This window comes from Thalassospira alkalitolerans (assembly GCF_002115745.1).
GTDB lineage: Bacteria > Pseudomonadota > Alphaproteobacteria > Rhodospirillales > Thalassospiraceae > Thalassospira > Thalassospira alkalitolerans.
The window spans coordinates 171561-194893 of the sequence record NZ_JFKB01000006.1 but is presented as its reverse complement, the minus strand read 5'-3'; the positions used below and the strand labels follow the sequence as shown (position 1 = coordinate 194893).

The following is a 23333-nucleotide window of genomic DNA, read 5'->3' as shown; positions in this document are numbered from 1 at the left end:
GTATGCACGTGTTAATCATCAAGTTGCAGTACGGGGACGTTGGGATCTTCCTCGTCCAAAGCACTGCCACGGCCCGAAAGGGATGGGTTGGTCATGAAATATTGATGCGACGAGAACGCATTTTCATCCGCTTCGCAGCGTTCATAAGACCCGTCTGGCTGTAGGTACCAAGCCTGCGCCGTATCTTTTAGATTTGCAATCATGATCTGGTCAACAATCTGGCGCTGGCAAGTCGGGTTTTCGATCGGCACCAGCGTTTCGACACGCCGGTTAAGGTTGCGTGGCATCCAGTCGGCCGATGAAATAAATACCTTGGCCTTGCGTGATGGCAGTTTTGCGCCGTTTGCAAAGACAACGATACGTGAATGTTCAAGAAAACGACCCACAATTGATTTAACGCGAATATTTTCGGACAAGCCCGGAACGCCCGGCCGCAAACAGCAAATGCCGCGAATGACCAGTTCGATGTTAACCCCGGCCTCGCTGGCGCGGTACAATGCATCAATCACCACCGGATCGACCAGACTGTTCATTTTTGCCCAGATGCCCGACGGTTTCCCGGCCTTGCAGTTTTCAACCTCGGTATCGATATGGGCCAAAAGGGTCGGGCGCATTGTATGCGGGGCAATTGCGATTTTTTCAAGAGATCGCGGTGTGGCATAGCCGGTCATGAAATTAAAGATGGCCGCCGCATCACGCCCCAGTGCCGGATCGCACGAGAAGAACGAGATATCGGTATAGAATTTCGCGGTGATCGGATGATAGTTGCCGGTCCCGAAGTGGACATAGGTGCGAAGCCCGTGGGTTTCGCGGCGCACGACAAGCGACACCTTGGCATGGGTTTTCCAGTCAAGGAAGCCATAGACCACCTGACAGCCAGCCCGTTCAAGATCAGCCGCCCAGCGCAGGTTGGCTTCTTCGTCAAAGCGGGCTTTGAGTTCGACCATGGCGGTGACGGATTTTCCCGCCTCGGCGGCGGCAATCAACGCCTTGACGATCGGGCTGTTTTCCGATGTGCGATACAGGGTTTGTTTGATGGTTACGACATCTGGATCGCGGGCGGCTTGTAACAGGAACTGCACAACCACGTCGAAATCTTCGAACGGGTGATGAACCACCAGATCCTTTTTGCCAATCGCGGCAAAGCAATCACCGCCAAAATCGCGGACCCGTTCGGGATAGCGCGCGGCATAAGGGGGGAACAGCAAATCGTGATGCTGATCAGAATCGATTAGCTGTTTGACATCAACCACACCTAAAAGGCCGTCAACCTTGACGACTTCTTCGGGGGCAACGGCCATTTCATCAAGCACAAAGTCCAGAAGGTCTTCTGGCATTTTTGCATTAACTTTAAGGCGGATGATGCTGCCACGGCGGCGACGTTTCAGCGCGGTTTTGAAAACGCGCACCAGATCTTCGGCTTCTTCTTCGATCTCAACATCCGAGTCACGGATCACACGGAACAGGCCGTGTTCGATCATATCAAAGCCCGGGAACAGCTTGTTCAGATACAGGACAATCGCCTGTTCGAGCGGCAGATAGCGTTCCGTTCGGCCCGGCAGGCGCAGGAAACGGCCAATCTTTGGCGGAACCGGGATCAGGCCGCGCATATTGTGCCCGTCGGCCGGATCGAACAATTGCATGACAATCGCAAAGCCCAAGTTCGGAATGAACGGGAAGGGATGCGACGGATCAATGGCAAGCGGGGTCAGAGTCGGGAAGATTTCGCGCGTGAAATAGCCATCAAGCCATTTGCGGTCGGTCTGGGTCAAATCGTCGGGACCGATCACGGAAATGCCGTGGTTTTCCATTTCGTGGCTGAGTTGCTGCCAGATGCGTTGCTGATCCTGCAAAAGCTGATTCGCATCATAGGTAATGGAGCGTAACTGTTCGGATGGGCTCATGCCATCCTGACTGACCTTGGTCATGCCCGCGCGCAATTGCCCAACCAGACCCGCGACGCGGACCATATAGAATTCGTCAAGGTTGCTGGCCGATATCGACAGGAAACGCACGCGTTCCAGCAAGGGATGACGTTTGTTTTGCGCCTCTTCAAGGACCCGGCCATTAAAGGCCAGCCACGAAAGTTCGCGGTTGATAAAGCGCTTTTCCGACTCAATGGTGATCGCGCTTGACTGAATTGCCGCGGCGTGTGTCACGCTATGCCTCCTGCGAAAGTGGGTTTGTGTCCTTGAAATAAAGCGACAGTTCCCGGTTACGGTTGGAGTATAGGATAACTGCTTGCGGGGGTGCAATTTTCTTAAACTTTTAAGTCAGTTTTCATGATGGCTTCACAGAGGCCATCATGGCGTGCAAAAGTCTGCCTTTCCAAATTTGGGTCGACGGTCGGATACGTATTGATGAAAACACTGCTTTTGCTTAGGCATGCCAAATCGAGTTGGGCCGATCCGGCCCGCGCCGATCATGACCGAGAATTAAACCGGCGCGGTGAAAATGCTGCCCCCGCCATGGGGCGGTTCCTGCGTGATAAGGGGTTGGTGCCCAATCTGATCTGGTGTTCGACGGCGGCGCGCACGGTTCAGACGCTTGGCCTTTTGGGGCGCGATTTCGCCAATCAGGCCGATGTGATCTATAGCGAAGATCTTTATATGGCCAATGAGAAGACATTGCTGGAATGCCTTCATCAGACCCATGACGAAGCGGAATCCGTGATGATGATTGGCCATAATCCGGGGTTCGAGGATTTTGCCGCGGAATTGTTCGGCGACGGGGATGGTGAGGCGCTTTTGGAAATGAACCGCAAATTTCCGACCTGTGGTCTGTGCCATTTTGAATTTGATATCGATCACTGGGCCGATGTTGCCCCGGATACCGGGCGTCTTGTCCGGTTCGTAAAGGTTAAGGATTTGCAAGCCGCAAGTGCCGCTGTAAACTGATATACGGTCTTGCAAGGCTGTCATAAACGACGGGCACTTGACGCCGAGGCGCTGGCAGCGTTTTATACCGCAGAATTTCAAGCGCCGTGCGAAAGCAGACAGGCAGGCCATCACATTTGAACGCCACGATTTAAAGGTGGCGGCGCGAATGGGGTGCTTTTTTGTTTGACAGCGCGGTGCAGCCATGCCCCTTTGCGCCAAATTTTGTGGCCCAAAATACCACGCATAGAAAGCAACCTGGAAAGCCCATGCATCCTTATCGTTCACACAATTGTAATGCGTTGCGCGCCTCTGACGCCGAAGCGCAAGTGCGCCTGTCTGGCTGGATCCACCGCAAGCGCGATCACGGCAACCTTCTATTTGTCGATCTGCGCGACCATTACGGCATCACCCAGATCGTGATTGACATTTCGAGCCCGCTTTTTGCCGTGCTTGAAAAATCACGTGCCGAAAGTGTGATCACCGTGGACGGCAAGGTCGTCAAACGGACAGCCGAAACCGTGAACCCGAACTTGCCGACCGGCGAGATCGAGGTTTATGCATCCAATATCGAAGTTCAGTCTTCGGCCGACGTTTTGCCGATGCCGGTCTTTGGCGATGCCGAATATGGCGAGGAAATCCGCCTGCGCCACCGTTATCTTGATCTGCGTCGCGAAAGTGTTCATGCGAACATCGTTCTGCGGTCACAGGTGATTTCGGCGATGCGTCAGAAAATGACCGCGCAGGGTTTCCTTGAAATCCAGACGCCGATCCTGACCGCAAGTTCGCCGGAAGGCGCACGTGACTTCCTGGTGCCGTCACGTATGCATCCGGGCAAGTTTTATGCCCTGCCGCAAGCACCGCAGCAGTTTAAACAGCTGCTGATGGTGTCGGGATTTGATAAATATTTCCAGATCGCACCGTGCTTTCGCGATGAAGATGCACGTGCGGATCGGTCGCCGGGCGAGTTCTATCAGCTTGATTTCGAGATGGCTTTTGCCGATCAGGATGACGTCTTTGCCGCGATTGAGCCGGTTCTGCATGACATCTTTGTCGAGTTCGGCGGTGGTCGTGATGTTACGCCGTTCCCGTTCCCGCGCATTCCGTTTGATGAATCGATGGCGAAATACGGTTCGGACAAGCCCGACCTTCGCAACCCGTTGATCATTTCCGATGTGACCGAGCCGTTCCGTGGTTCGAGCTTTGGCATCTTTGCTGCCAACATCGAAAAAGGTTCGGTGGTTCGCGCCATTCCGGCAACCGGTGCGGCCAGCCGTCCGCGCAGCTTCTTTGACAAGCTTAATTCATGGTCACGTGATGAAGGTGCGGCAGGACTTGGTTACATCGTCTTTGCCGAAGGCGGCGAAACCAAAGGCCCGATTGCCAAGAACCTTGATGCAGATCGCATTGCACAGATCAAGGAAATCACCGGTGTTGCCGATGGCGATGCGGTGTTCTTTGTCTGTGACAAGGAACTTCCGGCGGCGAAATTCGCCGGAAAAGTCCGTGACAAGGTTTGTGACGAGCTTGGCATTCGCGAAGATGGCATGTTCAAATTCTGCTGGATCGTTGATTTCCCGATGTTTGAGGAAGACGACGACGGCAAGATCGAATTCAGCCACAACCCGTTCTCGATGCCGCAGGGCGGACTTGAAGCGCTTGAAGGCATGAACCCGCTGGATATCAAGGCTTGGCAGTATGATATCGTGTGTAACGGTATTGAATTGTCGTCGGGTGCCATTCGTAACCACCGCCCGGACATCATGTATAAGGCGTTCGAAATTGCCGGTTATGGCAAGGAAGTGGTCGAAGACCGCTTTGGTGGTATGTTGAACGCGTTTAAATTCGGCGCCCCGCCGCACGGTGGTTCGGCCCCGGGTGTTGACCGTATTGTCATGTTGCTGGCCGACGAGCCGAACATTCGCGAAGTCATTGCCTTCCCGCTGAACCAGCAGGCACAGGATTTGATGATGAACGCGCCGTCCGGTGTTGATGACAAACAGCTTAAAGAACTGCATCTGCGGGTGCAGCTTCCGCCGAAAGCGAAAAAAGACTGATTTCTGTATAAAGCAGAACGCAGGATACAGAACACAAAACGGCCCGGAGATTTCCGGGCCGTTTTTGTTAGGTGCGGAGCCGTTGGTCGCGTTCGGTCTTATGACGCGACGTCGGCAAGGTGGAGCGTGGGGGTTGCCAGTTTGGATAATTCCGGATTCAGGTTTGGAATTGGCGAAAGAGGAAAAGCAACCTGTTTTCCATCAAGAGCGTCGAGTTCCTTGCTCTTTTCAAGTGCTGCAAGATCAATAGATTGGACCTGCAAAGAGGTATAGAAGCGTGCCGAGTAGATGCGGCGTGTCATATCTTTGACGACAACCCATTGTGTATAGTCTTTTTCCGTGCCGTGTTCGCCATTGTTGCGAATCAGTCCACGGGGAATGTCAACAGCGTTAAGAACGTGGAAGGCAAGGTTAATGCCTTGGTCAAGCGTGTCGACCGGATCGGCGAAACTTGTGAGTGCGGTTGCTCTTACAAAACGGCTTGGGGGTGTTGGATCGCCCGGCAGATGCAAAAGACCGGTGCCATTGCCCGTTTGGGTTACTTCAAAGCCGTTGAAGGTGGTGCTTTGATTATTCCATGGTGAAAGATCAACGTAGTTTCGGAGGTTTGTCAGCTGATCGGGGAATTCCGGCTGATTGGTGAGGACGCCAACCGGATTGTCGTGGATTTTCATTTCACCCTTAATGAACTCAATGACGATGCAGTTGCCTTTGGCATCATGTATCGGGAAATGAAGCGGCAAGAGGTGTTGCAGGAATTTTGAAGTGCCAACCTGCACCTGTTTGGCGTTAAGGGCGGACTTTACCTCGTCGCAATCTGCAAAATTACTGAGTATCCAGGCCGAAAAATTATCAATGCTCAGCCCTTTTTGAGGATCGGTGATTGTTTGGTATTCGGTACCTGGAAGCCAGAGATTTCCAGTGGATAATCCTTGTGTATTCATGCCGTCGGTGACAATCGGCAAATTGAGGACGTTCATGGCAACAAATCCATATTTTCCCTGCCATGAAAGACCGTACTTCGGACCCCATATTTTTTGGTCGTAGGTGTGACCTGCTTTGCGGAAAAAGAACTTGGATTCTAGTTCGATCCCAAATTCCATTGACCGCCCGTTGATATAGCCCTGCTTTGGAACATTAACCTGAAAGTTCGTACACATATCGGCACCCGTGCTGGTTTGATGAAAGATATTCCGACGATGATTTTCCGATAATGTTCTGCAAATTGATACAATCTTTAAGGGTAGGAATATGTCTCATTGCTCGTTTTTGTCGGGCGTAATTGTGTCAAAGAGAAAGGAGGTGGTTACTCTCTATTAACAGGTCAGTCGGTAGAATCAGTTTGTACTGAATTTGATCCTGCGGGGGACTGGCTTTTGAAAAAGATACTTGTGGTGGTTGCACCCTTGGCGCTGGGCGCATGTGGTGGTCCGGTTGAATTGACCGTGGCCAAGCTTGCCGGGGATTTGATCAGCTATGTCACAACGGGCAAAAGCACCACCGATCATGCGGTTTCAATCGCTGCTGATCAGGATTGCGCCTTGCATCGTCCGCTGTTTGAAGAAGATGTTTGTCGTGAAAACGAAGAAATCATAGAAGATGCAGTTGCGCTGGCCGAGCCGGGCGCACCATCGGTCAAACAAACCATCCGCGAAGCACAGCCTGCGATTTATGCCGTAAATGCCCCGGCGGAAAAGTGGTCGAAGCCGCCCAATGATGCCCGGACATCGTCGGTTATTGTCAGAACCGATTTGCCGCCAATGGCCAAACCGGTATCAGATCCGGTATCAGATCAGATATCCCCGTCGATAACCAACCCGGCGGGCAATTCGATGCCCACCCCGGGGATTGACGAAAAGCCGCTTGAAGTTGCCAGTGCCCAGGAACAATTTGCCCCGGAATATGACAAAATATCCCGCCGCGATTTGGGCCCGGCAGACCCGCAGGCCGAAGCTGATGCCGCGATTGTCGGGTATGTTGATCATGTTGAGCCGACGGTACTGGTGACGCAAACCCGCACCGCAGCCCTGACCGATGATGCAATCCGCAGTGATAGTGGTGAGATCAGTGTGGTTGCACCGGCTGATCTTGCACAGGATAGCCTTGTTGCAGTGCCGTTGCCCGGTGACTATGTAGTACTGGCAAGCTTTGCCGATCAGGTGCGTGCGCAAAAGGCCTTAAACATTTATAGTGAATATCAACCGCGTCTGATCAGGGCGACCGTCAAGGGCACAGCGTATCTTCGTGTTGCTGTTGGTCCGCTGTCGCAGGAGCATGCAAGGGATCTGCGCCATCTTGCTGCCAAAAAGGGTGTCAAGGATCCATGGATTGTCGGGATCGACACTGCCGGAGAGTAAATTTGCGAGATCATCGAGTTCGTTCGGAAAATCGTCAGCGTTCCATTTATGGGGCGCTGATATTTTGTGTTGTCCTATCGGGCTGCACAGCACAGGCGGGGCAGGTGAGGCCATTGGCATCATCCGACCCGGCCGGATTAAATCCGGCATATACGCACAAGGTTGCGGAAACAACAGAAGAACTGGTGCCTCATCTGGCGGAATATCGATTTTCGATGACGTCGTCGGAAGTTGGCAGTTCTGTTGTCGGGGTGCGCGGCGCGCTTGGTTATCGCTTTGAAAAGGTCTGCGATGGCTGGATCACCGAGATGCAGCACCTGATGGTTTTGCAAGGGGCCGAAGGGGGCGCGATCAATTCCGCCTATTCGATGACCCAGTGGGAAAGTTTTGACGGATCGCAATACCGGTTCCGCATGCGGGACTATCTTGACGGTGTTCAGGTTGATGAAGTTGTCGGTGACGCGGTGCGCAAGGCGGACAAGGTTCTGGTGACCTATGAAGTGCCGGTCGAGGTTACCGAAGAATTGCCCGCTGATACCATGTTTCCGACCCAGCATACGGTTACGTTGCTAAAACGGGCGATGGACGGTGATAAATTTGCCAATGACCTGGTATTTGATGGCAGTGGCGATACCCCGACCAACCGGGTCGCGGCGGTGATTTCAGCGGCTAAAAAATCGATCAATACCGCCAATGACACCGATGGAATCGCCAAAAGCCCGTTCCACAGCCTTAATCTGGCGTATTATCCGCTGGGCGCGGCCGAAAACGGCCCGTCGACCGAGATTGCAGTCGATTTCGGCGATAATGGTGTGGCCCATGAATTGCGGATGAATTACGGAAGTTTTTCTGTACGCGGGGTGCTTCAGAAAGTGACCCGGATTCCGGCACCGGAATGCGGGTGATTAATGGGCTGGTCTGCTGAGTGAGCAGGGCGGCGTATCGTTGAATTATATGTGATTTGATATCAAAAAAGCCTGTCGGACACATCCGACAGGCTTTTTTATGGGGGAAATTCCCTTAAATCTAGGCGGCGACGGCATTGCCTTCGTCGCAGCAATACAGATCATAAAGGGTCTTGATGACGGTGAGTGCGTCTTCGCCTTGCAGCGAATAATAGATCGTCTGTGCCTCGCGGCGGGTCTTTACCAGTTTGTCCCGGCGCAGCCGTGCAAGATGCTGCGATAGGGCGGACTGGCTCAGTCCGACGATCCGTTCAAGTTCACCGACCGATTTTTCGCCTTCGTTAAGTTGGCAAAGAATCAACAGTCTGCTCTGATTGCTCATGGCCTTAAGCAGCGCGCTTGCTTGCTCGGCCTTTTTTTCGAGATGGTCTAGTTCCATTTGGCTCCCTTTAGCCAAGCCGTATTCGGCTATTGTCCCAACTGGGGTATCGGTAATTACCGTATTAGGGGGTGATAATTTCCGATGGGGTATCCCCGATCATTTTACAACCAACGAGGTTTTTATCGCCTCGACCCCATCAATGCAATCTCGAGGATGGGAGAGTTCCTATTCTCAAGTATAATGACGGTGTGTCAAGTCAGTCTTTGTCTTGTGAGCAGAGATTATGGCGATATTTCGTTCTGTAATACTCAGTATACAATAGACAGTGTGCCCAATCGTTTGAGTTTGGTCATTCAAACAGGGGCGGAGCTTGATCATTCATTGTATTTTGGCCCGGTTATTTTAATCGCCAATGGCGTCCTGTTTCTTGAAAACGGTTCGGTTTCGTACAGAAGGACAATTTGTTGCTGGAAAACTTGCAGGTTTTGCCTGATTTGTGATGATCTAGGACAAAGCGCCGGATAACTTCGGCTGGCACGATAGAATAATAATAACTTTGGTTGCGCCCCCCATATGGGAAGGCAACCGGCAAAGATCAACCGTGTTTAACTTGTGTCTGTTTGGGAAGGTGTCTGCAAAACATGGCGACGTTATTTGTCACGCATCATAGTTGTATCAATCATGACACGGGGCCGGGGCACCCGGAACAGCCCGACCGTCTTCGAGTGATCCAGAGGGTGCTTGAGGCAGAGGAATTCATGTTTTTGCACCGCGAAGAGGCCGCCAAAGCCGAACTTTCCCTGATCAAAGCGGTGCATGATCCGGCCTATGTTGATCGTGTGATGGCCGCCATTCCCAAATCAGGCCTCAAGGAGCTTGAGGGCGATACCTATGTTTCATCCGGATCGGGCGAGGCCGCATTGCGCGCCGCCGGTGGGGTTTGCGTTGGTGTTGATGCGGTGATGGATGGCCACGAACGCAATGCCTTTGTCGGTGTGCGTCCGCCCGGACATCATGCGGAATATGATCGGGCGATGGGATTTTGCCTGTTTAACAATGCGGCGATCGGTGCCCGCCATGCCCGCGATAAATACGGCATCAAACGGGTTGCGGTGATGGATTTTGACGTTCATCACGGCAATGGCACACAGGATTTGTTTTTTAACGATCCGGATTTGTTTTATTGTTCGACGCATCAATGGCCGCTTTATCCTGGAACCGGGGCGCCCGATGAACGGGGATGTGCCAATAATATCCTGAATGTCGGACTTCCGGCCGGGGCGGAAACCGCGGAAATGAAACAGGCGTTTGAACAGACTGTTTTGCCCGGTATTGCCAATTTCAAACCGGAACTTTTGATCATTTCTGCCGGGTTTGATGCACATCGCAACGATCCGCTGGCCGGGCTTTGCTTTGTTGAAAGTGATTTTGGCTGGATGACCGAGCAGCTTTTGAGAGTTGCAGCCGATGTATGCGACAATCGGGTCGTTTCGGTTCTTGAAGGTGGTTATGACCTGCCGTCGCTGGCAAGTTCGGTGGTGACCCATGTTCGGACTTTGATGACGGCATAGGTTGTTTGGACCCGATGCCGGGACAGGGGCCGTGGGCTGGGGCGGGATCGCATTTCGCAAATGCAAATTTCCGTTCTGTTCGGTTGCCCTGTTGAGATGGTCAGCGTAAACTCCGCGCCAATCAAATCAATGGAGCACACATGTCTGAGGCAACCCCATCCACCGTCCTTCCCGAAGATATCGCCAAACTCAGCTTTGAAGAGGCATTGGGAGAGCTTGAAGCACTTGTTCGTCAGTTGGAACAGGGGCAGGTGGGGCTTGATGATGCCATTGCATCCTATGAACGTGGTGCGGCGCTGAAACGCCATTGTGCCGATAAATTGCGTACCGCCGAGGAGCGTATCGAGAAAATCACGCTTAATGCGGATGGTCGTCCGAACGCCACCCCCACCGAAATCGAATAATTCCCGCGGAGAATATGGTGAGTTACGATCTTCTTGCTGAGCTAAGTACTGCTTCTGCTGATCTTGGCGAGACGCTTGACGGCATATTGCCGCGCGCCGATGGCCAGATTGAGCAACGCCTGTTTCAGGCGATGCGTTATTCGACCCTGGGGGATGGCAAACGCCTGCGTCCCTTTTTGGTGCTGAGTTCGGCCGGGTTGTTTCGCGTATCGCGCCAATGCGCGTTACGAGTCGCAGCTGCGGTTGAAATGGTGCACAGTTATTCGTTGATCCATGACGATCTTCCGGCGATGGATGACGATGATCTGCGGCGCGGCAAACCAAGCTGCCATAAGCAGTTTGACGAGGCGACCGCCATTTTGGCCGGTGATGCGCTTTTGACCCAGGCGTTTGAAGTGCTGGCCGATGAAGGCACCCATCCCGATCCACGGGTTTGCACCGATCTTGTCCGCGCACTGGCACGTGCGGCCGGGCCTTATGGCATGGTCGGCGGGCAGATGATCGACCTTGCCGGGGAAGGTCAAGACCTTGATCAGGCACAGGTGACCCATTTGCATCTGTTGAAAACCGGTCGGATGTTTGCCTTTGCCTGTGAAGCCGGGGCCATTTTGGGCAAGGCACCGAAAAGCATGCGGATGGCGTTGCGGTCCTATGCCCACGATATGGGGCTGGCATTCCAGATCAAGGATGACCTTCTTGACGTGGAAGGCAGCAGCGAGGAATTGGGCAAGACAGCAGGCAAGGATTTCGATCAGGATAAATCGACCTTTGTGAAGCTGCTTGGCCTTGAACAAGCGCGCGAGCAGGCGACCATGTTGTGCGATCAGGCGATCAACCATCTGAAATGCTTTGACGCAGAGGCCGAACCGCTTCGCGAGGTTGCGCGTTTTGTGGTCGCACGCGGCCGTTAGGAAACATCCATCCTGTCATGAGCGAACAAGCCCGATATACAGCCGGTTTTCGCGACCGGCTGTTTGACAAAGACCCGTTTCCGCTGGCGATCTGGTATCCGTCGCATGCGCAGGAAGGCCCGGTGCGCCATATGGGCGTAACATCAAAGGCCGCACGGGGCGGGGATTTTGCCGGGGACGGGCCATATCCGTTGGTGATGTTTTCGCACGGATCGGAAGGCCATCGGTTCAATCAGTTCTGGCTGGCGGAATATCTGGCGCGGCGGGGCTATATCGTGGCCGCCCCCCAGCATGTTGGCGACAATTACCTTGATCCATCCGATGCGCGGCAATTAACCATCATCGAACGCCGCCCGCAGGAAATGACGCTGGCGCTGGATTTGCTGTTAAGCCATGGCGATGTTGCCGCGCATATTGATCGCGACCGGATTTATGCGCTGGGCCATTCGGCGGGCGGGGCGACGGTCTTGAAAATGGCGGGCTGGCACTTTGATGCGTCGGCTTGGCAAAGCTATTGCGACATCAATGCCGATCTGGATCGGGTGATTTGCCAGCATGTGCCCGGTGATGACATCGTTGGGCAATTGCATGCCAGATATGGTGGCCCGGTGGTGAGTGCGCGCGATGATCGGGTTTCAGCGGTGATTGCCGTGGCCCCGGCCTTTGGCGTGGCGGCAACGGCGGATGGATTTGATGGCGTGTCGGTGCCGATGCTGTTTATCGAGGCCGATACCGATGAAATCCTTCCCGAGGCGGCAAATGCCGCACATTTTCGCAATCTTTTGCGCGGGCGGGCAAAGTTTATAAAAGTCAAAGGGGCCGGGCATTATTCATTCTTGCCAACGTGCACGCCCTATATTGCGGAAAACTTTGGTTATTTATGCCGGGATTTTGGGCGGGAACGACATGAAATTCATCGGACCGTCGAACAGGTGATCCTGAAGTTCTTAAACGACATGAAAACAGGTGAAATTCAGGGTCGCTAATTGTGGCGAAGCTGTTTATTTTACGCTGCTTGCAATAGGGGGCTGGAAACGTCACCCTGTTGGTTTGATGACTATATAAAAAACGCCACATAAAAACTGAAAATCGAGATCGGTATGAACACGAGCTCCAAGACCCCGCTTCTGGACACGATTAAAATCCCGGCTGATTTGCGTGCATTGCAACCTGCTCAGATGAAGCAGGTCGCAGACGAATTGCGCGCCGAGGTGATTGATGCCGTGTCTGTCACCGGCGGGCATTTGGGGGCCGGGCTTGGCGTTGTCGAACTGACAGTTGCCATTCATTACCTGTTTGATACGCCCGATGATCGGCTGATCTGGGATGTTGGGCATCAGTGTTATCCGCACAAGATTTTGACCGGGCGGCGCGACCGCATCCGCACGATCCGCCAGGGTGGTGGATTGTCGGGCTTTACCAAACGATCCGAGTCCGAATATGACCCGTTTGGTGCGGGGCATAGTTCGACATCAATCTCGGCCGGGTTGGGCATGGCGGTTGCCAATCAGTTATCCGATGACAAACGCAAAAACGTCATTGCCGTGATTGGCGATGGCTCGATGAGTGCGGGCATGGCCTATGAGGCGATGAACAATGCCGCCGCCGCCGATCAGCGCATGATTGTGATTTTGAATGACAACGACATGTCGATTGCCCCGCCGGTGGGATCGATGTCGGGGTATCTGTCGCGTTTGATTTCGGGCAAGGGGTATCAGGGCCTGCGCAATGCGGCCAAGGGCCTGACCAAACATTTGCCGCGCCAGATTGAAGAAGCCGCCCGCAAGCTTGAAGAATATACCCGTGGGATGATGACCGGCGGGACCCTGTTTGAAGAAATGGGTTTCTTCTATGTCGGGCCGATTGATGGTCACAATATGGACCATCTGTTGCCGGTTTTGAAAAATGTGCGCGATGCGGATGTCGATGGGCCGATCTTGGTGCATGTCGTGACGCAAAAGGGCAAGGGCTATGGCCCGGCCGAACATGCCGCCGATAAATATCACGGTGTCGCCAAATTCGACGTCGTGACCGGCAAACAAGCCAAGCCGACCCCGAATGCACCGTCCTACACCAAGGTTTACGGTGAAACGCTGACCAAGCTGGCGCATAAGGACGATAAAATCACCGCGATCACGGCGGCGATGCCATCGGGCACCGGGGTCAATATCTTTGCCGAAGCGTTTCCGGATCGGGCGTTTGATGTGGGCATTGCCGAACAGCATGCTGTGACCTTTGCCGCCGGGATGGCGTGCGAAGGATACAAGCCGTTTTGCACGCTTTATTCGACCTTCTTGCAGCGCGCCTATGATCAGGTGGTGCATGATGTTGCCATTCAAAAACTGCCGGTGCGTTTCGCCATGGACCGGGCCGGTTTGGTTGGCGCAGACGGTGCGACCCATGCCGGGGCTTATGACATTGCCTATCTTGGCTGCTTGCCGAATTTCGTTTTGATGGCCGCGGCCGATGAAGCCGAACTGGTGCATATGACAACGACCGCATGGGCGATTGATGATCGTCCCAGCGCGTTTCGTTATCCGCGCGGCGAGGGCGTTGGCGTTGAAATGCCGACCGAGGGACAGGTTCTTGAAATCGGCAAGGGCCGCATCCTGCGCGAAGGTGGCAAGATTGCCATACTTTCATACGGTACGCGGCTTGCAGAATCGCTTTTGGCGGCCGAAGACCTTGCAGCACGCGGCCTTCCGGCGACGGTGGCCGATGCGCGCTTTGCCAAGCCATTGGATCATCAGTTGATTGCCGATCTGGCGCGCAACCATGAAGTCCTGATGACGATCGAAGAAGGATCAATTGGTGGCTTTGGCGCTTTGGTGCTGCAACATATGGCCGGGAATGGATTGCTTGATCACGGGCTTAAGGTCCGGACGATGACATTGCCCGACACCCTGATTGATCATGACAAACCCGATATTCAATACGCCAAGGCCGGATTGGATGCGCAAAGCATTGTAAAAACCGCGCTGGGCGCACTGGGAATTTCCGAGGCCAAGGCACGGGCCTGAGTCCGAGGTTTTAGATCGGTGAAATTAAACGTAAAACGTCGCCTCGATCGGGCGACGTTTTACGTTTTGGAGCTTCTTCTTATAGGCGCATAGGACCTATTGGGCGTAAATCATTTTATGGGTCATGCCGCCATCAATGCGGATGGTTTCGCCGGTCATGAAGCCCGATTGTTCATCATCGAGCAGGAAGGCGGTCATTTTAGCGATGTCTTCGGGGGTGCCGATACGGCCCGCAGGGTGTTGTTCGCGATCAATATCGCGGTGTTGCGGGTCTTCGTGATTGGCTGATTTTTGCCAATCGCCAACTTCGATCCAGCCTGGGGCAATGGCATTAACTCGTACATCCCCCGATAAGCTGACGGCCAGCGCATGGGTCAAAGCAACCATGCCACCCTTTGACGCGGCATAGGCTTCGGTATTGGCCTCGGACTGAAATGCGCGGGTGGAGGTGATATTGACAATCGCGCCGTGGGTTTTACGCAAATGCTGGGTCGCGTGCTTGGTTGCCAGAAACGCCCCGCCGAGATTGACATTGATTACTCGCTGCCAGTTTTCCCAGTCGAGATGTTCGACCGGGCCGCAATGCGGATCGGCAATACCGGCATTGTTGACCAGCCCGTCGATCCGGCCAAAGCGATCCACGGTTTGCTGAATAGCGACGGTGACATCGGCTTCTTTGGCGATATCGCCATGGAAAAACAGGGTGCGGTCCTGTTGATCGCGGGGCAGGGCGGTGATGGCTTCGTCGCCAGCCTCGGCGTCCAGATCAAACAGGGTGACTTTCCAGCCTCGTCCCAAAAGGTTCTGGGCGATGGCCAATCCCAGCCCCTGAGCAGAACCGGTGATAAAGGCGACCTTGTGATCGGGATGGTTTTCCATTTTTGTCCTGCTTGTGTTCGGTTTGGATGGGAAGTGTCCCAGAACATGGTCTTGTTCCCGCCTGTGCGCAACAAACAGATCAAAAAAATCACCGGCCAGTTACCCGGCCGGTGAAAGAGTTGGGCTGTCTGCAAGACAGCAGGGAGATACAGGAGAAACAGAAAAGATTTGGCCGTTTGCCTATTTGTCGGACGCGGTGGCAAACGTATCGGCGTAGTCTTTGCGAAGCTGGGCCTTTTGGACTTTGCCCATGGTGTTGCGGGGCAATTCGTCAATCATCCAGATGCGTTTCGGCACCTTGAATTTCGCCAGTTTGTCCTGGGTGCGTTTAATGATGGCCTCGGCATCAGGGGTTTTGCCCTTGGCCGCAACAATCACACCGGCAACGGCTTCGCCAAAGTCAGGATGGGGCAGGCCAAAGATGGCGACTTCTTCGACTTCGTCATAGTCGCCGATGATTTCTTCGACTTCTTTGGGATAGACGTTGAAACCGCCGGAAATGATCAGGTCTTTGTCGCGCCCGACAATTGTGACATAGCCGTCGTCGCCAATGGTCGCAAGATCGCCGGTGATAAAGAAGCCATCCTTGCGAAATTCAGATGCGGTTTTTTCGGGCATCTGCCAATAGCCCTTGAACACGTTCGGGCCGCGAACTTCAAGCACACCAATTTCGCCCGCCGGAAGGATATTGCCATCCTTGTCACAAACGCGCGCCTCGGTCCCCGGAAGGGTCGGGCCAACCGCACCCGGACGGCGTTCACCATCAAGCGGGTTGGACGTGTTCATGCAGGTTTCGGTCATGCCATAGCGTTCAAGGATTTTATGGCCGGTGCGTTCAAAGAACTGATCATGGGTCTCAGCCAGAAGCGGTGCCGAACCTGACACGAACAGGCGCATGTTTGCGACCAGATCCTTGTCAAATTTCGGATGCGCCAGCAGGCGGGTATAGAAGGTCGGAACCCCCATCATAACCGTTGCGTTCGGCAGGCGTTCGACCACATCATCGGCATCGAATTTTGGCAGCAGGATGACCTTGCCGCCATTGACCAGCATGATGTTGATCGCAACAAACAGACCGTGGGTGTGGAACAATGGCAGGGCATGCAGCAATGTATCGCCGGGTTTAAAACCCCATGCCTTGTGAAGGGTCAGTGCGTTCGACCCCAGATTGCCATGGGTCAGCATCGCGCCCTTGGACCGGCCCGTGGTGCCCGATGTATAAAGAATGGCGGCGATGTCATCCTTGGATACATCGGTAACATTGCCATGCGGGGTGGCTGTGGCGGCAAGGTCGTTCAGGCTGCCATCGCCGTTGCTGCCAAGTGACAGAACCGCGCCGACATTGTTTTGATCGCCAAGTGTTTTGGCCGCCGAGATATGAGCCGGGCGGCAGACAAAGACCCGCGGCGCGGCATCGCCAAGGAAATAGGAAATTTCATCGCCGGTATAGCCGGTGTTGAGCGGCAGGTGAATGGCGCCAAGCTGCAAACAGGCCAGATATAGTGCAATCACATCAGACGATTTATCGACCTGGGCGGCAACGCGGTCGCCCTTGATCACGCCGTGATCGGCCAGAACGCTGGCATAGCGTGCGGTGCGATCCAGCAACCAGGCAAAGCTGCGTTCGGTTCCGTCACGTTCGATCAGGAAGGTCCGCGACCGGTCGGCGGGGAAACGTGTGGTGAATTCGTTGAAAAGATTATCCGACATGGTGTTGTCCTAGTTTCCCGCAAGCTGCATGACCGATTTTGAAACGGCAATCTGGCCGTCATTCATCAGCGCTTCGTGGTTTCGTTCAATATCATCAAGGTGATAGGCGTAATTGACCATCATCCCGCCCGCCTGACGCAGCCCTTTGGACGACACATCGCCCAGCCAGTTCAGGCGTTCAAGCTGTGCACCATTGCCAAGATGGAAACGCGCGGTGGGATCAAGCGGCGATTTGCCGCGTTTACACGTCGCAAGATATCGCGCACATAGCATCATCGCCGGTTTTTTAAGTTCGGCGACTTTTTCCGCATCATTGATCCAGCTGTCGTCATCCATGGCGGCAAGGACCTTGGCGGCGGTTTTGGCGTCCTCGGCCTTGCTTTTCTGACGGGTGCGCAGCCATCCCATAAAGCCCGGAATGGGCGACAGAGTGGCGAATTGTTTGAGTTTCGGAAATTCGCGTTTGAGTTCCTCGACCACCTGTTTGATCAGGAAGTTACCAAACGAAATGCCCTTAAGCCCCGATTGGCAATTGCTGATCGAATAGAAGATCGCAGTATTGGCCTTTTGCGGGGCGGTTTCATCGATTGCCGGCGCCAAAAGGGCCTGAACACTATCAGACAGACCGTGAACCAGCGCGACCTCGACGAAAATCAGCGGATCATCGGGGATTGCCGGATGGAAAAAGGCAAAGCATTTGCGATCTTTTGCCAGACGGCGGCGGAGATCATCCCAGCCTTGAATTTCATGAACCGCTTCGTAGCGGATCAGTTTTTCAAGGATGGCCGCCGAGGTATCCCAATCAATATGACGCAGTTCAAGGAAGCCACGGTTAAACCAACTGGTCAGAAGGTGCTGCATGTCTGCATTCAGCGGTTCAAGGTGGCGGTTTTCCTTAAGCAGGCCGATCAGGGTTTCACGCATATCAACAATCGCGCGCGTGCCCCCCGGTGCCATATTGATCCGGCGTAAAAGTTCCTGACGGGCCGGTTCGGACGCCTTGGTCAGAACCGCCAGATTATCCTCGCTAGGATCCGCGACAAAGGCGTCGGCGGCTTTTTTGACCGTGGCGTGATTGGCGCTGAAATCGTTCTGCATCATTTCAAAAAAGCGCAGATGATCCTTTTCCGGCAGGGTTTCCCACAACCGCACCACTTCGCGGGCCGCCGCCGTGCCGCGGGCTTCGCCTTTTTGCGAGACAAGGTCCTTGCACATGGCTTTTAGTTGGGCGAAAGGATCCTGAGGTGTCGACAGTGGCAGTTCAAGAAGTTCCCGGCCACGATCGGCAATGCTTGAAATCCAGTTTCTGACGGAAATTCCCGACATTTTATCGTCCTCCTATAACCGCATCTGGAAGCCAGGTGGCGATTTGCGGGATGAAGCACAGGATCACGATGGCAACGATCATGCACAGGACATAAGGCATTGCCCCTTTGAGGATCGTTTGCAGACGGATATCAGGTGCAATTCCGTTAATCACATAAAGGTTCAATCCAACCGGCGGCGTGATCAGGCCGATTTCCATATTGATGGTCAGGATGACGGCGAACCAGTACGGATCAAAGCCTGCATTGATGATCACCGGCAACAGGATCGGGGCGCTCATCAGGATGACGGCAACCGGCGGCAAGAAGAAGCCGCTGATCAGCAAGAACACATTGATGAAGCCCATCAGAACCCAGCGATTGACTTCAAGGGCTGAAATCCACTGGGCAATCGACTGGGTGATAAACAGCGATGACAGCATATAGCTGAACAATCCGGCAGCCCCGATGATCAACAAGATCATCACCGATTCTTTGGTCGTGTCGCGGAAGACATTCCAAAGCTGCCCCGGTTTCCACATGCGATAGACAATCATCGCCGTGATCAGGCAGAACAGCGCGCCAACACCGGCCGTTTCCGAAGGGGTTGCAACCCCGCCGTAAAGGGCAAACAGAACGGCAGCAATAATGACCAGGAATGGCAGGACGCGCGGCAGGATTTCAAACTTTTCCTTCCAGCTGTAATTCACAGATGAAAGAGCCGCACTGGCATGGCCCTGGCGCCAGGTTGAATAAAGCGACCAGGCCATAAACAGGGCGGTTACCATCAAGCCCGGCAGCAGACCGGCCAAAAACAGGCGGCCAATCGAGGTTTCGGTCGAAATGCCATAGACAATCATGGTGATGCTTGGCGGGATCAGGATGCCAAGTGTCCCGCCAGCGGCGATTGAACCGGCAGCCACGGTATCGGGGAAGCCGCGTTCACGCATGGCCGGGATGCCCATTTTGCCAATGGCGGCACAGGTTGCGGGTGACGATCCCGACAGGGCGGAAAAGATGGCGCATGCGCCAAGGTTGGAAATGACCAAGCCGCCCGGAATGCGGGTGAGCCAGCGATCCAGAACGGAATACAGATCACCGCCAGCACGCGACGAGGCAACAACCGCGCCCATCAGGATAAACATCGGGATGGCGAGGACTTCGAAACTTTCAAGTTTGCCAAACAGGATTTCGGGCAACAACGGAAGCGATCCGGTGCCATCGAAAATCAGGATAAAGCCAACACTGACCAGCAACAGGCCGATACCGACCGGAATGCCGGAAAATAGAACAAGGGTGGTCGCGATACCGACAATGGCCGCAAGCAACAGGGGATCCATCGGGCGGCCTCCTTAAAAGGTGTCTTCGGAAATATCGAACGGGGTGGTGCGCTGTGTTAACAGCCCCAGCAAATCGGCACAGAACTGCAAGAACAACAATCCGAACCCGATAGGCAAAGAGGAAAAGGGTTTCCACAAAGGAACAGCCCAAATCGTTTCAGACAACCAGCCGCCTTCGAAGGCTTCGATCACCAGTTCAAGGCCGTAATAGCCAAACAGGGCACTGATGCCGATGCCACATAGCAAGGTAATGATTGCCAGCACTTTGCGCGGGCCGCGTCGCAGGTAAAGCGGCAAAAGATCAACATTCACATGGCCGCGGATCATCTGGACATAGGGCAGGCCGACCAGAGTCGCGCCAATCATAAGATAGATGACGGCTTCGGTTTGCCAAGTGGTCGATGCATTCAGCACATAGCGCATGAAGACCAGTTGGCAGATGATGAACATCGCGATGGCAAACATCGAGGCTGCCACCACACCGCAAATTTTTGACAGGAAATGGACGGTTGCGATGAAGGAGCTGACAGCGCCCTTTGGCGGGACGGGCTGTTTGGTTTTGGCAGTGCCATTGTCGGCAATCGGTTCAACATCAGGGGGCGGCGGAAAATTCGCTGCGGCTGATTTCAACGCCTTGGCGGACTGCCGAATTTCATCGGGCAAATCAATTGGCAATGAAGAATGAGGTATGGCGTTGGACACGCAAAATGCTCCTGTGACGGGATCGAAGGGTCAATTGGGCGGTGCCGGGGGAACCCCCGGCACCGCAACCGATCATTCGACGGCAAGCGCCATATCAAGAATTTCCTGACCATTCGGCGTTTCTTCAACGAACTTGGCATAGGACGTCTTTTTCGCGAGGTCCTGCCATGCTTTGAAGTCTTCGTCGGTCAGATCGACGATTTCAACACCGGCATTTTTGAAGACATCGACGCTGTCTGAATCCTGCTTGCGGCCTTCGGTCGTGTAATAGGCTTCGGCTTTTTCAGCAGCAGCAGCAAGGGCTGCTTTCTGGGCATCGTTCAGCTTGTCATAGGATTTTTTCGACATCAGAACCGGCTGATACATGAACCAGAGAGCATTTGCGCCCGCCGGGGTATAGCATTTGACCTGTTCGTAGATGCGATATGAAACAAAGCTGGCCGAACTGGTGTTTGTCGCATCCAGAACGCCGGTCTGCATGGCCGGATAGATTTCCGAGCTTGGCATTGCTGCGATGGATGCACCGGCACCTTCGAGCATTTGTTCAAAGGATTTCCCTGCGGCACGAATTTGCAGGCCTTTGACATCGTCAGGCTTGCGGATGCAACCCTTGGCCGAGGCAAAACCACCGGCCAGCCAGCCTTTGGCAACTGTGACAACACCATCCGCGTTCAGGAGTTCTTCGATCTTGTCCATGAACGGGGATTTGTTGATGCGGTTGGCGTGGTCATGGTTTTTGACCAGTGCCGGCATCAGGGTCAGGTTCGCAGCCGGAATACGACCACCAGCATAGGCCAGCGGATAGACAATCATGTCAAGCTGCCCACGGGTCATCGGGGTCCATTGTTCTTTGGCTTTGAACAGCGAACCGGACGGGAAGATCTGAATTTCCAGATCGACATTGGCGGCTTTGACTTCGTCAGCAAGGATCTGTGCGACTTTGTGGCGGATATCGCCAGTCGACCATTGGTGTGACAGTTTAAGCGTTTCTGCATTGGCGTTTGCAGCCATGCCAAAAGCGGCAACAGACATCGTGATGGCGGCAACAGAGGCCGTCAGAGTGCGTTTAAAAATCTTCATCGTTTCCTCCCGGATGAAGCATGCGTTTAAGGATGCGTTCGTGGCGCGTTTTGCGCTTCTTTTTATTGGTTCGGATTTCGTACTATCAAAAGCGTTACAGATTTCTGGCATGCTGTCCACGAGTTTTTGTATACCAGAAATGTCTATTGCAGTGCCACAGATGCGCTTTCAAGGATTGCTGCCAATTCGGCCGTTTCTTGATGTTTTTCTTTTGCAGTGCAGTATGAAAACGACGCGGAGCAGCATATAAAAGGCTTTGCGAAGTACCATTTTGTGTGCTCTGGTATACCACGAATGCAGCGCAAGGATGAGGCTTTTTATGGCACGGAACGGCAAGCTCGCCACCGATCTGGTTCAAAAACTTGAACGCGATATTGTTACCGGTGTTTTAAAGCCCGGCGACAAGCTGGACGAGCGCAGCCTTTCCGAACGGTTTGGCGTTTCCCGCACACCGGTTCGCGAAGCCTTGCAAACATTGGCCGGATCGGGACTTGTCGCGACCATGCCCCGGCGCGGGACCATTGTGGCATCGATCACGGTGGCCGATCTGATTGAAATGTTCGAAGTCATGGCCGAACTTGAAGCCATGTGTGCCCGCCTTGCCGCACGCCGGATGGCGCGTGTTGATGTTGAAAAGCTGCTGGCGCTTGGTGGTGAATGTGACAAGCTTCAAGAACATGCCGATGCCGATGCCTATTACGAGGCCAATGTTAATTTTCACGAAGTGATCTATGCCGGGTGCCGCAACAGTTTTCTGGAACGTCAGACCAAGAATGTGCGCAACCGTTTGGCACCGTATCGCCGTTTGCAATTGCACCGGCCGGGCCGGGTCAAGAAATCCAACGCTGAACATGCCGGTATTCTTGAAGCAATTTCGACCGGTGATGCCGAACGGGCGGCCAAGTTGATGCATCAGCACGTTGCGGTTCAGGGCGAGGCGCTGAATGATCTTTTGGCGATTGTCCCGCGTGGTTATCTGGAACCACTGGCAAGCTGAGCAGATAATTTTCCGACAATTCCCCGATGATTTCTCTTAAACCATGCGTGACCTTTGCCGGGCTTTGCGCTAAAAAACGCGCATGGCAAAGAAACGTTTGGATCAATTGCTTGTGGAACGCGGATTGGTGGAAACCCGATCCAAGGCACAGGCTTTCATAATGGCAGGCAATGTCTTTAGCGGCGAGCAACGGCTTGATAAGTCGGGGCTGCAATGCAAGGAAGACATCGCATTGACACTGCGCGGGCAACCCCATCCCTGGGTATCGCGCGGCGGGCTTAAACTTGAAAAAGGTCTGGCCGAGTTCGGGCTTGATGTTACCGGGTTTACCGGTGTTGACGTTGGGGCCTCTACCGGGGGCTTTACCGATGTATTGTTGCAAAACGGTGCGGCCAAGGTTTTTGCCGTTGATGTCGGGCAGGGGCAGCTTGACTGGAAACTGCGCAATGACGACCGCGTTGTGGTGATGGAAAAGACCAACGCACGCCACATCACCGCCGAACAAATTCCCGATCCAATTGATATCGTCGTTTGCGATGCCAGCTTTATCGGCCTTCGCACCGTTCTTCCGGCCAGTATGGAACTGGTCAAGCCGGGCGGCTGGCTGATTGCGTTGATCAAGCCGCAGTTTGAGGTCGGTAAGGAACGTGTCGGGAAAAAGGGTGTGGTCCGAGAACCGGAACTGCATCAGGAAGTTTGTGATACGATTTCCGATTGGCTGGAAAACCTGATGGGATGGGAAGTGCTGGGCATCGCGACCAGCCCGATTACCGGGCCGGAAGGCAATGTTGAGTTTTTGATCGGTGGGCGGAAACCGGCGCTATAATTGCCGGTTCCT

General features: G+C 54.0%; 20 protein-coding genes. 11 read left to right on the top strand and 9 right to left on the bottom strand.

Annotated features, from left to right (window positions below):
* Positions 1-11: 11 nt before the first annotated feature.
* Positions 12-2159 (bottom strand): RNA degradosome polyphosphate kinase, encoded by a 2148-nt coding sequence (locus TALK_RS10580; protein ID WP_085618610.1) that lies wholly within the window; start codon positions 2157-2159, stop codon positions 12-14.
* A gap of 201 nt (positions 2160-2360) precedes the next feature.
* Here TALK_RS10580 and TALK_RS10575 point away from each other — a divergent pair, with 201 nt between their 5' ends.
* Both TALK_RS10575 and aspS read left to right on the top strand, forming a co-directional pair.
* The gene (locus TALK_RS10575; RefSeq protein WP_085618608.1) at positions 2361-2897 is read left to right on the top strand and encodes a SixA phosphatase family protein; all 537 of its coding nucleotides are present in this window, start codon (positions 2361-2363) and stop codon (positions 2895-2897) included.
* A 248-nt stretch (positions 2898-3145) separates the two neighbouring features.
* The gene (gene aspS / locus TALK_RS10570) at positions 3146-4933 is read left to right on the top strand and encodes an aspartate--tRNA ligase (protein WP_085618606.1); all 1788 of its coding nucleotides are present in this window, start codon (positions 3146-3148) and stop codon (positions 4931-4933) included.
* Positions 4934-5031: 98 nt separating this feature from the next.
* On the opposite strand, the gene TALK_RS10565 is transcribed toward aspS, so the two are convergent.
* Positions 5032-6093 carry a linear amide C-N hydrolase gene (locus TALK_RS10565; RefSeq protein ID WP_085618604.1) on the bottom strand — a complete coding sequence of 354 codons (1062 nt, stop codon included), beginning with the start codon at positions 6091-6093 and terminating at the stop codon, positions 5032-5034.
* A gap of 216 nt (positions 6094-6309) precedes the next feature.
* Here TALK_RS10565 and TALK_RS10560 point away from each other — a divergent pair, with 216 nt between their 5' ends.
* Positions 6310-7290 carry an SPOR domain-containing protein gene (locus TALK_RS10560; RefSeq protein WP_085618602.1) on the top strand — a complete coding sequence of 327 codons (981 nt, stop codon included), beginning with the start codon at positions 6310-6312 and terminating at the stop codon, positions 7288-7290.
* 104 nt (positions 7291-7394) lie between these two features.
* Positions 7395-8195, top strand: a complete 801-nt coding sequence (locus TALK_RS10555) for an EipB family protein (protein WP_245829840.1) — start codon at positions 7395-7397, stop codon at positions 8193-8195.
* A gap of 121 nt (positions 8196-8316) precedes the next feature.
* Here the strand turns inward: TALK_RS10555 and TALK_RS10550 are convergent, their stop codons facing one another.
* Positions 8317-8634 (bottom strand): ArsR/SmtB family transcription factor, encoded by a 318-nt coding sequence (locus TALK_RS10550; RefSeq protein ID WP_085618599.1) that lies wholly within the window; start codon positions 8632-8634, stop codon positions 8317-8319.
* A gap of 584 nt (positions 8635-9218) precedes the next feature.
* Between TALK_RS10550 and TALK_RS10545 the strand changes: the two genes are divergently transcribed.
* The 5 genes from TALK_RS10545 (at position 9219) to dxs (ending at position 14483) form a co-directional block, all read left to right on the top strand.
* Positions 9219-10148 carry a histone deacetylase family protein gene (locus tag TALK_RS10545; protein ID WP_085618597.1) on the top strand — a complete coding sequence of 310 codons (930 nt, stop codon included), beginning with the start codon at positions 9219-9221 and terminating at the stop codon, positions 10146-10148.
* A gap of 140 nt (positions 10149-10288) precedes the next feature.
* Positions 10289-10552 carry an exodeoxyribonuclease VII small subunit gene (locus TALK_RS10540; protein ID WP_085618595.1) on the top strand — a complete coding sequence of 88 codons (264 nt, stop codon included), beginning with the start codon at positions 10289-10291 and terminating at the stop codon, positions 10550-10552.
* A 14-nt stretch (positions 10553-10566) separates the two neighbouring features.
* Positions 10567-11463 (top strand): polyprenyl synthetase family protein, encoded by an 897-nt coding sequence (locus tag TALK_RS10535; RefSeq protein WP_085618593.1) that lies wholly within the window; start codon positions 10567-10569, stop codon positions 11461-11463.
* A gap of 17 nt (positions 11464-11480) precedes the next feature.
* On the top strand, positions 11481-12449 hold the full coding sequence (locus TALK_RS10530; RefSeq protein WP_085618591.1) for an alpha/beta hydrolase family protein: 969 nt from the start codon (positions 11481-11483) through the stop codon (positions 12447-12449).
* Between the two features lie 114 nt (positions 12450-12563).
* Positions 12564-14483 (top strand): 1-deoxy-D-xylulose-5-phosphate synthase, encoded by a 1920-nt coding sequence (gene dxs / locus TALK_RS10525; RefSeq protein ID WP_085618589.1) that lies wholly within the window; start codon positions 12564-12566, stop codon positions 14481-14483.
* Between the two features lie 96 nt (positions 14484-14579).
* On the opposite strand, the gene TALK_RS10520 is transcribed toward dxs, so the two are convergent.
* The 6 genes from TALK_RS10520 to dctP form a co-directional block, all read right to left on the bottom strand.
* Positions 14580-15362 (bottom strand): glucose 1-dehydrogenase, encoded by a 783-nt coding sequence (locus TALK_RS10520; RefSeq protein WP_085618587.1) that lies wholly within the window; start codon positions 15360-15362, stop codon positions 14580-14582.
* A gap of 180 nt (positions 15363-15542) precedes the next feature.
* Complete coding sequence (locus tag TALK_RS10515; RefSeq protein WP_085618585.1) at positions 15543-17072, bottom strand: malonate--CoA ligase; 1530 nt, start codon at positions 17070-17072, stop codon at positions 15543-15545.
* Between the two features lie 9 nt (positions 17073-17081).
* Positions 17082-18398 (bottom strand): malonyl-CoA decarboxylase, encoded by a 1317-nt coding sequence (locus TALK_RS10510; protein ID WP_085618583.1) that lies wholly within the window; start codon positions 18396-18398, stop codon positions 17082-17084.
* A gap of 1 nt (position 18399) precedes the next feature.
* A complete protein-coding gene (locus tag TALK_RS10505; RefSeq protein ID WP_085618581.1) occupies positions 18400-19716 on the bottom strand; it encodes a TRAP transporter large permease in 1317 nt (438 codons plus the stop codon).
* 12 nt (positions 19717-19728) lie between these two features.
* Positions 19729-20418, bottom strand: coding sequence for a TRAP transporter small permease (locus TALK_RS10500; protein WP_211274802.1), 690 nt, complete (start codon positions 20416-20418; stop codon positions 19729-19731).
* 72 nt (positions 20419-20490) lie between these two features.
* Positions 20491-21498: a TRAP transporter substrate-binding protein DctP gene (dctP, locus tag TALK_RS10495; protein WP_085618579.1), complete on the bottom strand. Its 1008-nt coding sequence runs from the start codon at positions 21496-21498 to the stop codon at positions 20491-20493.
* A gap of 319 nt (positions 21499-21817) precedes the next feature.
* Between dctP and TALK_RS10490 the strand changes: the two genes are divergently transcribed.
* Together TALK_RS10490 and TALK_RS10485 are read left to right on the top strand one after the other, a co-directional pair.
* Positions 21818-22495: a GntR family transcriptional regulator gene (locus TALK_RS10490; RefSeq protein WP_085618577.1), complete on the top strand. Its 678-nt coding sequence runs from the start codon at positions 21818-21820 to the stop codon at positions 22493-22495.
* A gap of 82 nt (positions 22496-22577) precedes the next feature.
* Positions 22578-23321: a TlyA family RNA methyltransferase gene (locus TALK_RS10485; protein ID WP_085618575.1), complete on the top strand. Its 744-nt coding sequence runs from the start codon at positions 22578-22580 to the stop codon at positions 23319-23321.
* The last annotated feature ends 12 nt before the right edge of the window (positions 23322-23333 follow it).

Bases quoted from the DNA above. Each gene is read 5' to 3' on its own strand.
- TALK_RS10575 (WP_085618608.1), top strand. From the start codon at position 2,361: ATGAAAACACTGCTTTTGCTTAGGCATGCCAAATCGAGTTGGGCCGAT.
- aspS (WP_085618606.1), top strand. From the start codon at position 3,146: ATGCATCCTTATCGTTCACACAATTGTAATGCGTTGCGCGCCTCTGAC.
- TALK_RS10565 (WP_085618604.1), bottom strand. From the start codon at position 6,093: ATGTGTACGAACTTTCAGGTTAATGTTCCAAAGCAGGGCTATATCAAC.
- TALK_RS10550 (WP_085618599.1), bottom strand. From the start codon at position 8,634: ATGGAACTAGACCATCTCGAAAAAAAGGCCGAGCAAGCAAGCGCGCTG.
- TALK_RS10545 (WP_085618597.1), top strand. From the start codon at position 9,219: ATGGCGACGTTATTTGTCACGCATCATAGTTGTATCAATCATGACACG.
- TALK_RS10540 (WP_085618595.1), top strand. From the start codon at position 10,289: ATGTCTGAGGCAACCCCATCCACCGTCCTTCCCGAAGATATCGCCAAA.
- TALK_RS10535 (WP_085618593.1), top strand. From the start codon at position 10,567: ATGGTGAGTTACGATCTTCTTGCTGAGCTAAGTACTGCTTCTGCTGAT.
- TALK_RS10530 (WP_085618591.1), top strand. From the start codon at position 11,481: ATGAGCGAACAAGCCCGATATACAGCCGGTTTTCGCGACCGGCTGTTT.
- dxs (WP_085618589.1), top strand. From the start codon at position 12,564: ATGAACACGAGCTCCAAGACCCCGCTTCTGGACACGATTAAAATCCCG.
- TALK_RS10520 (WP_085618587.1), bottom strand. From the start codon at position 15,362: ATGGAAAACCATCCCGATCACAAGGTCGCCTTTATCACCGGTTCTGCT.
- TALK_RS10515 (WP_085618585.1), bottom strand. From the start codon at position 17,072: ATGTCGGATAATCTTTTCAACGAATTCACCACACGTTTCCCCGCCGAC.
- TALK_RS10510 (WP_085618583.1), bottom strand. From the start codon at position 18,398: ATGTCGGGAATTTCCGTCAGAAACTGGATTTCAAGCATTGCCGATCGT.
- TALK_RS10505 (WP_085618581.1), bottom strand. From the start codon at position 19,716: ATGGATCCCCTGTTGCTTGCGGCCATTGTCGGTATCGCGACCACCCTT.
- dctP (WP_085618579.1), bottom strand. From the start codon at position 21,498: ATGAAGATTTTTAAACGCACTCTGACGGCCTCTGTTGCCGCCATCACG.
- TALK_RS10490 (WP_085618577.1), top strand. From the start codon at position 21,818: ATGGCACGGAACGGCAAGCTCGCCACCGATCTGGTTCAAAAACTTGAA.
- TALK_RS10485 (WP_085618575.1), top strand. From the start codon at position 22,578: ATGGCAAAGAAACGTTTGGATCAATTGCTTGTGGAACGCGGATTGGTG.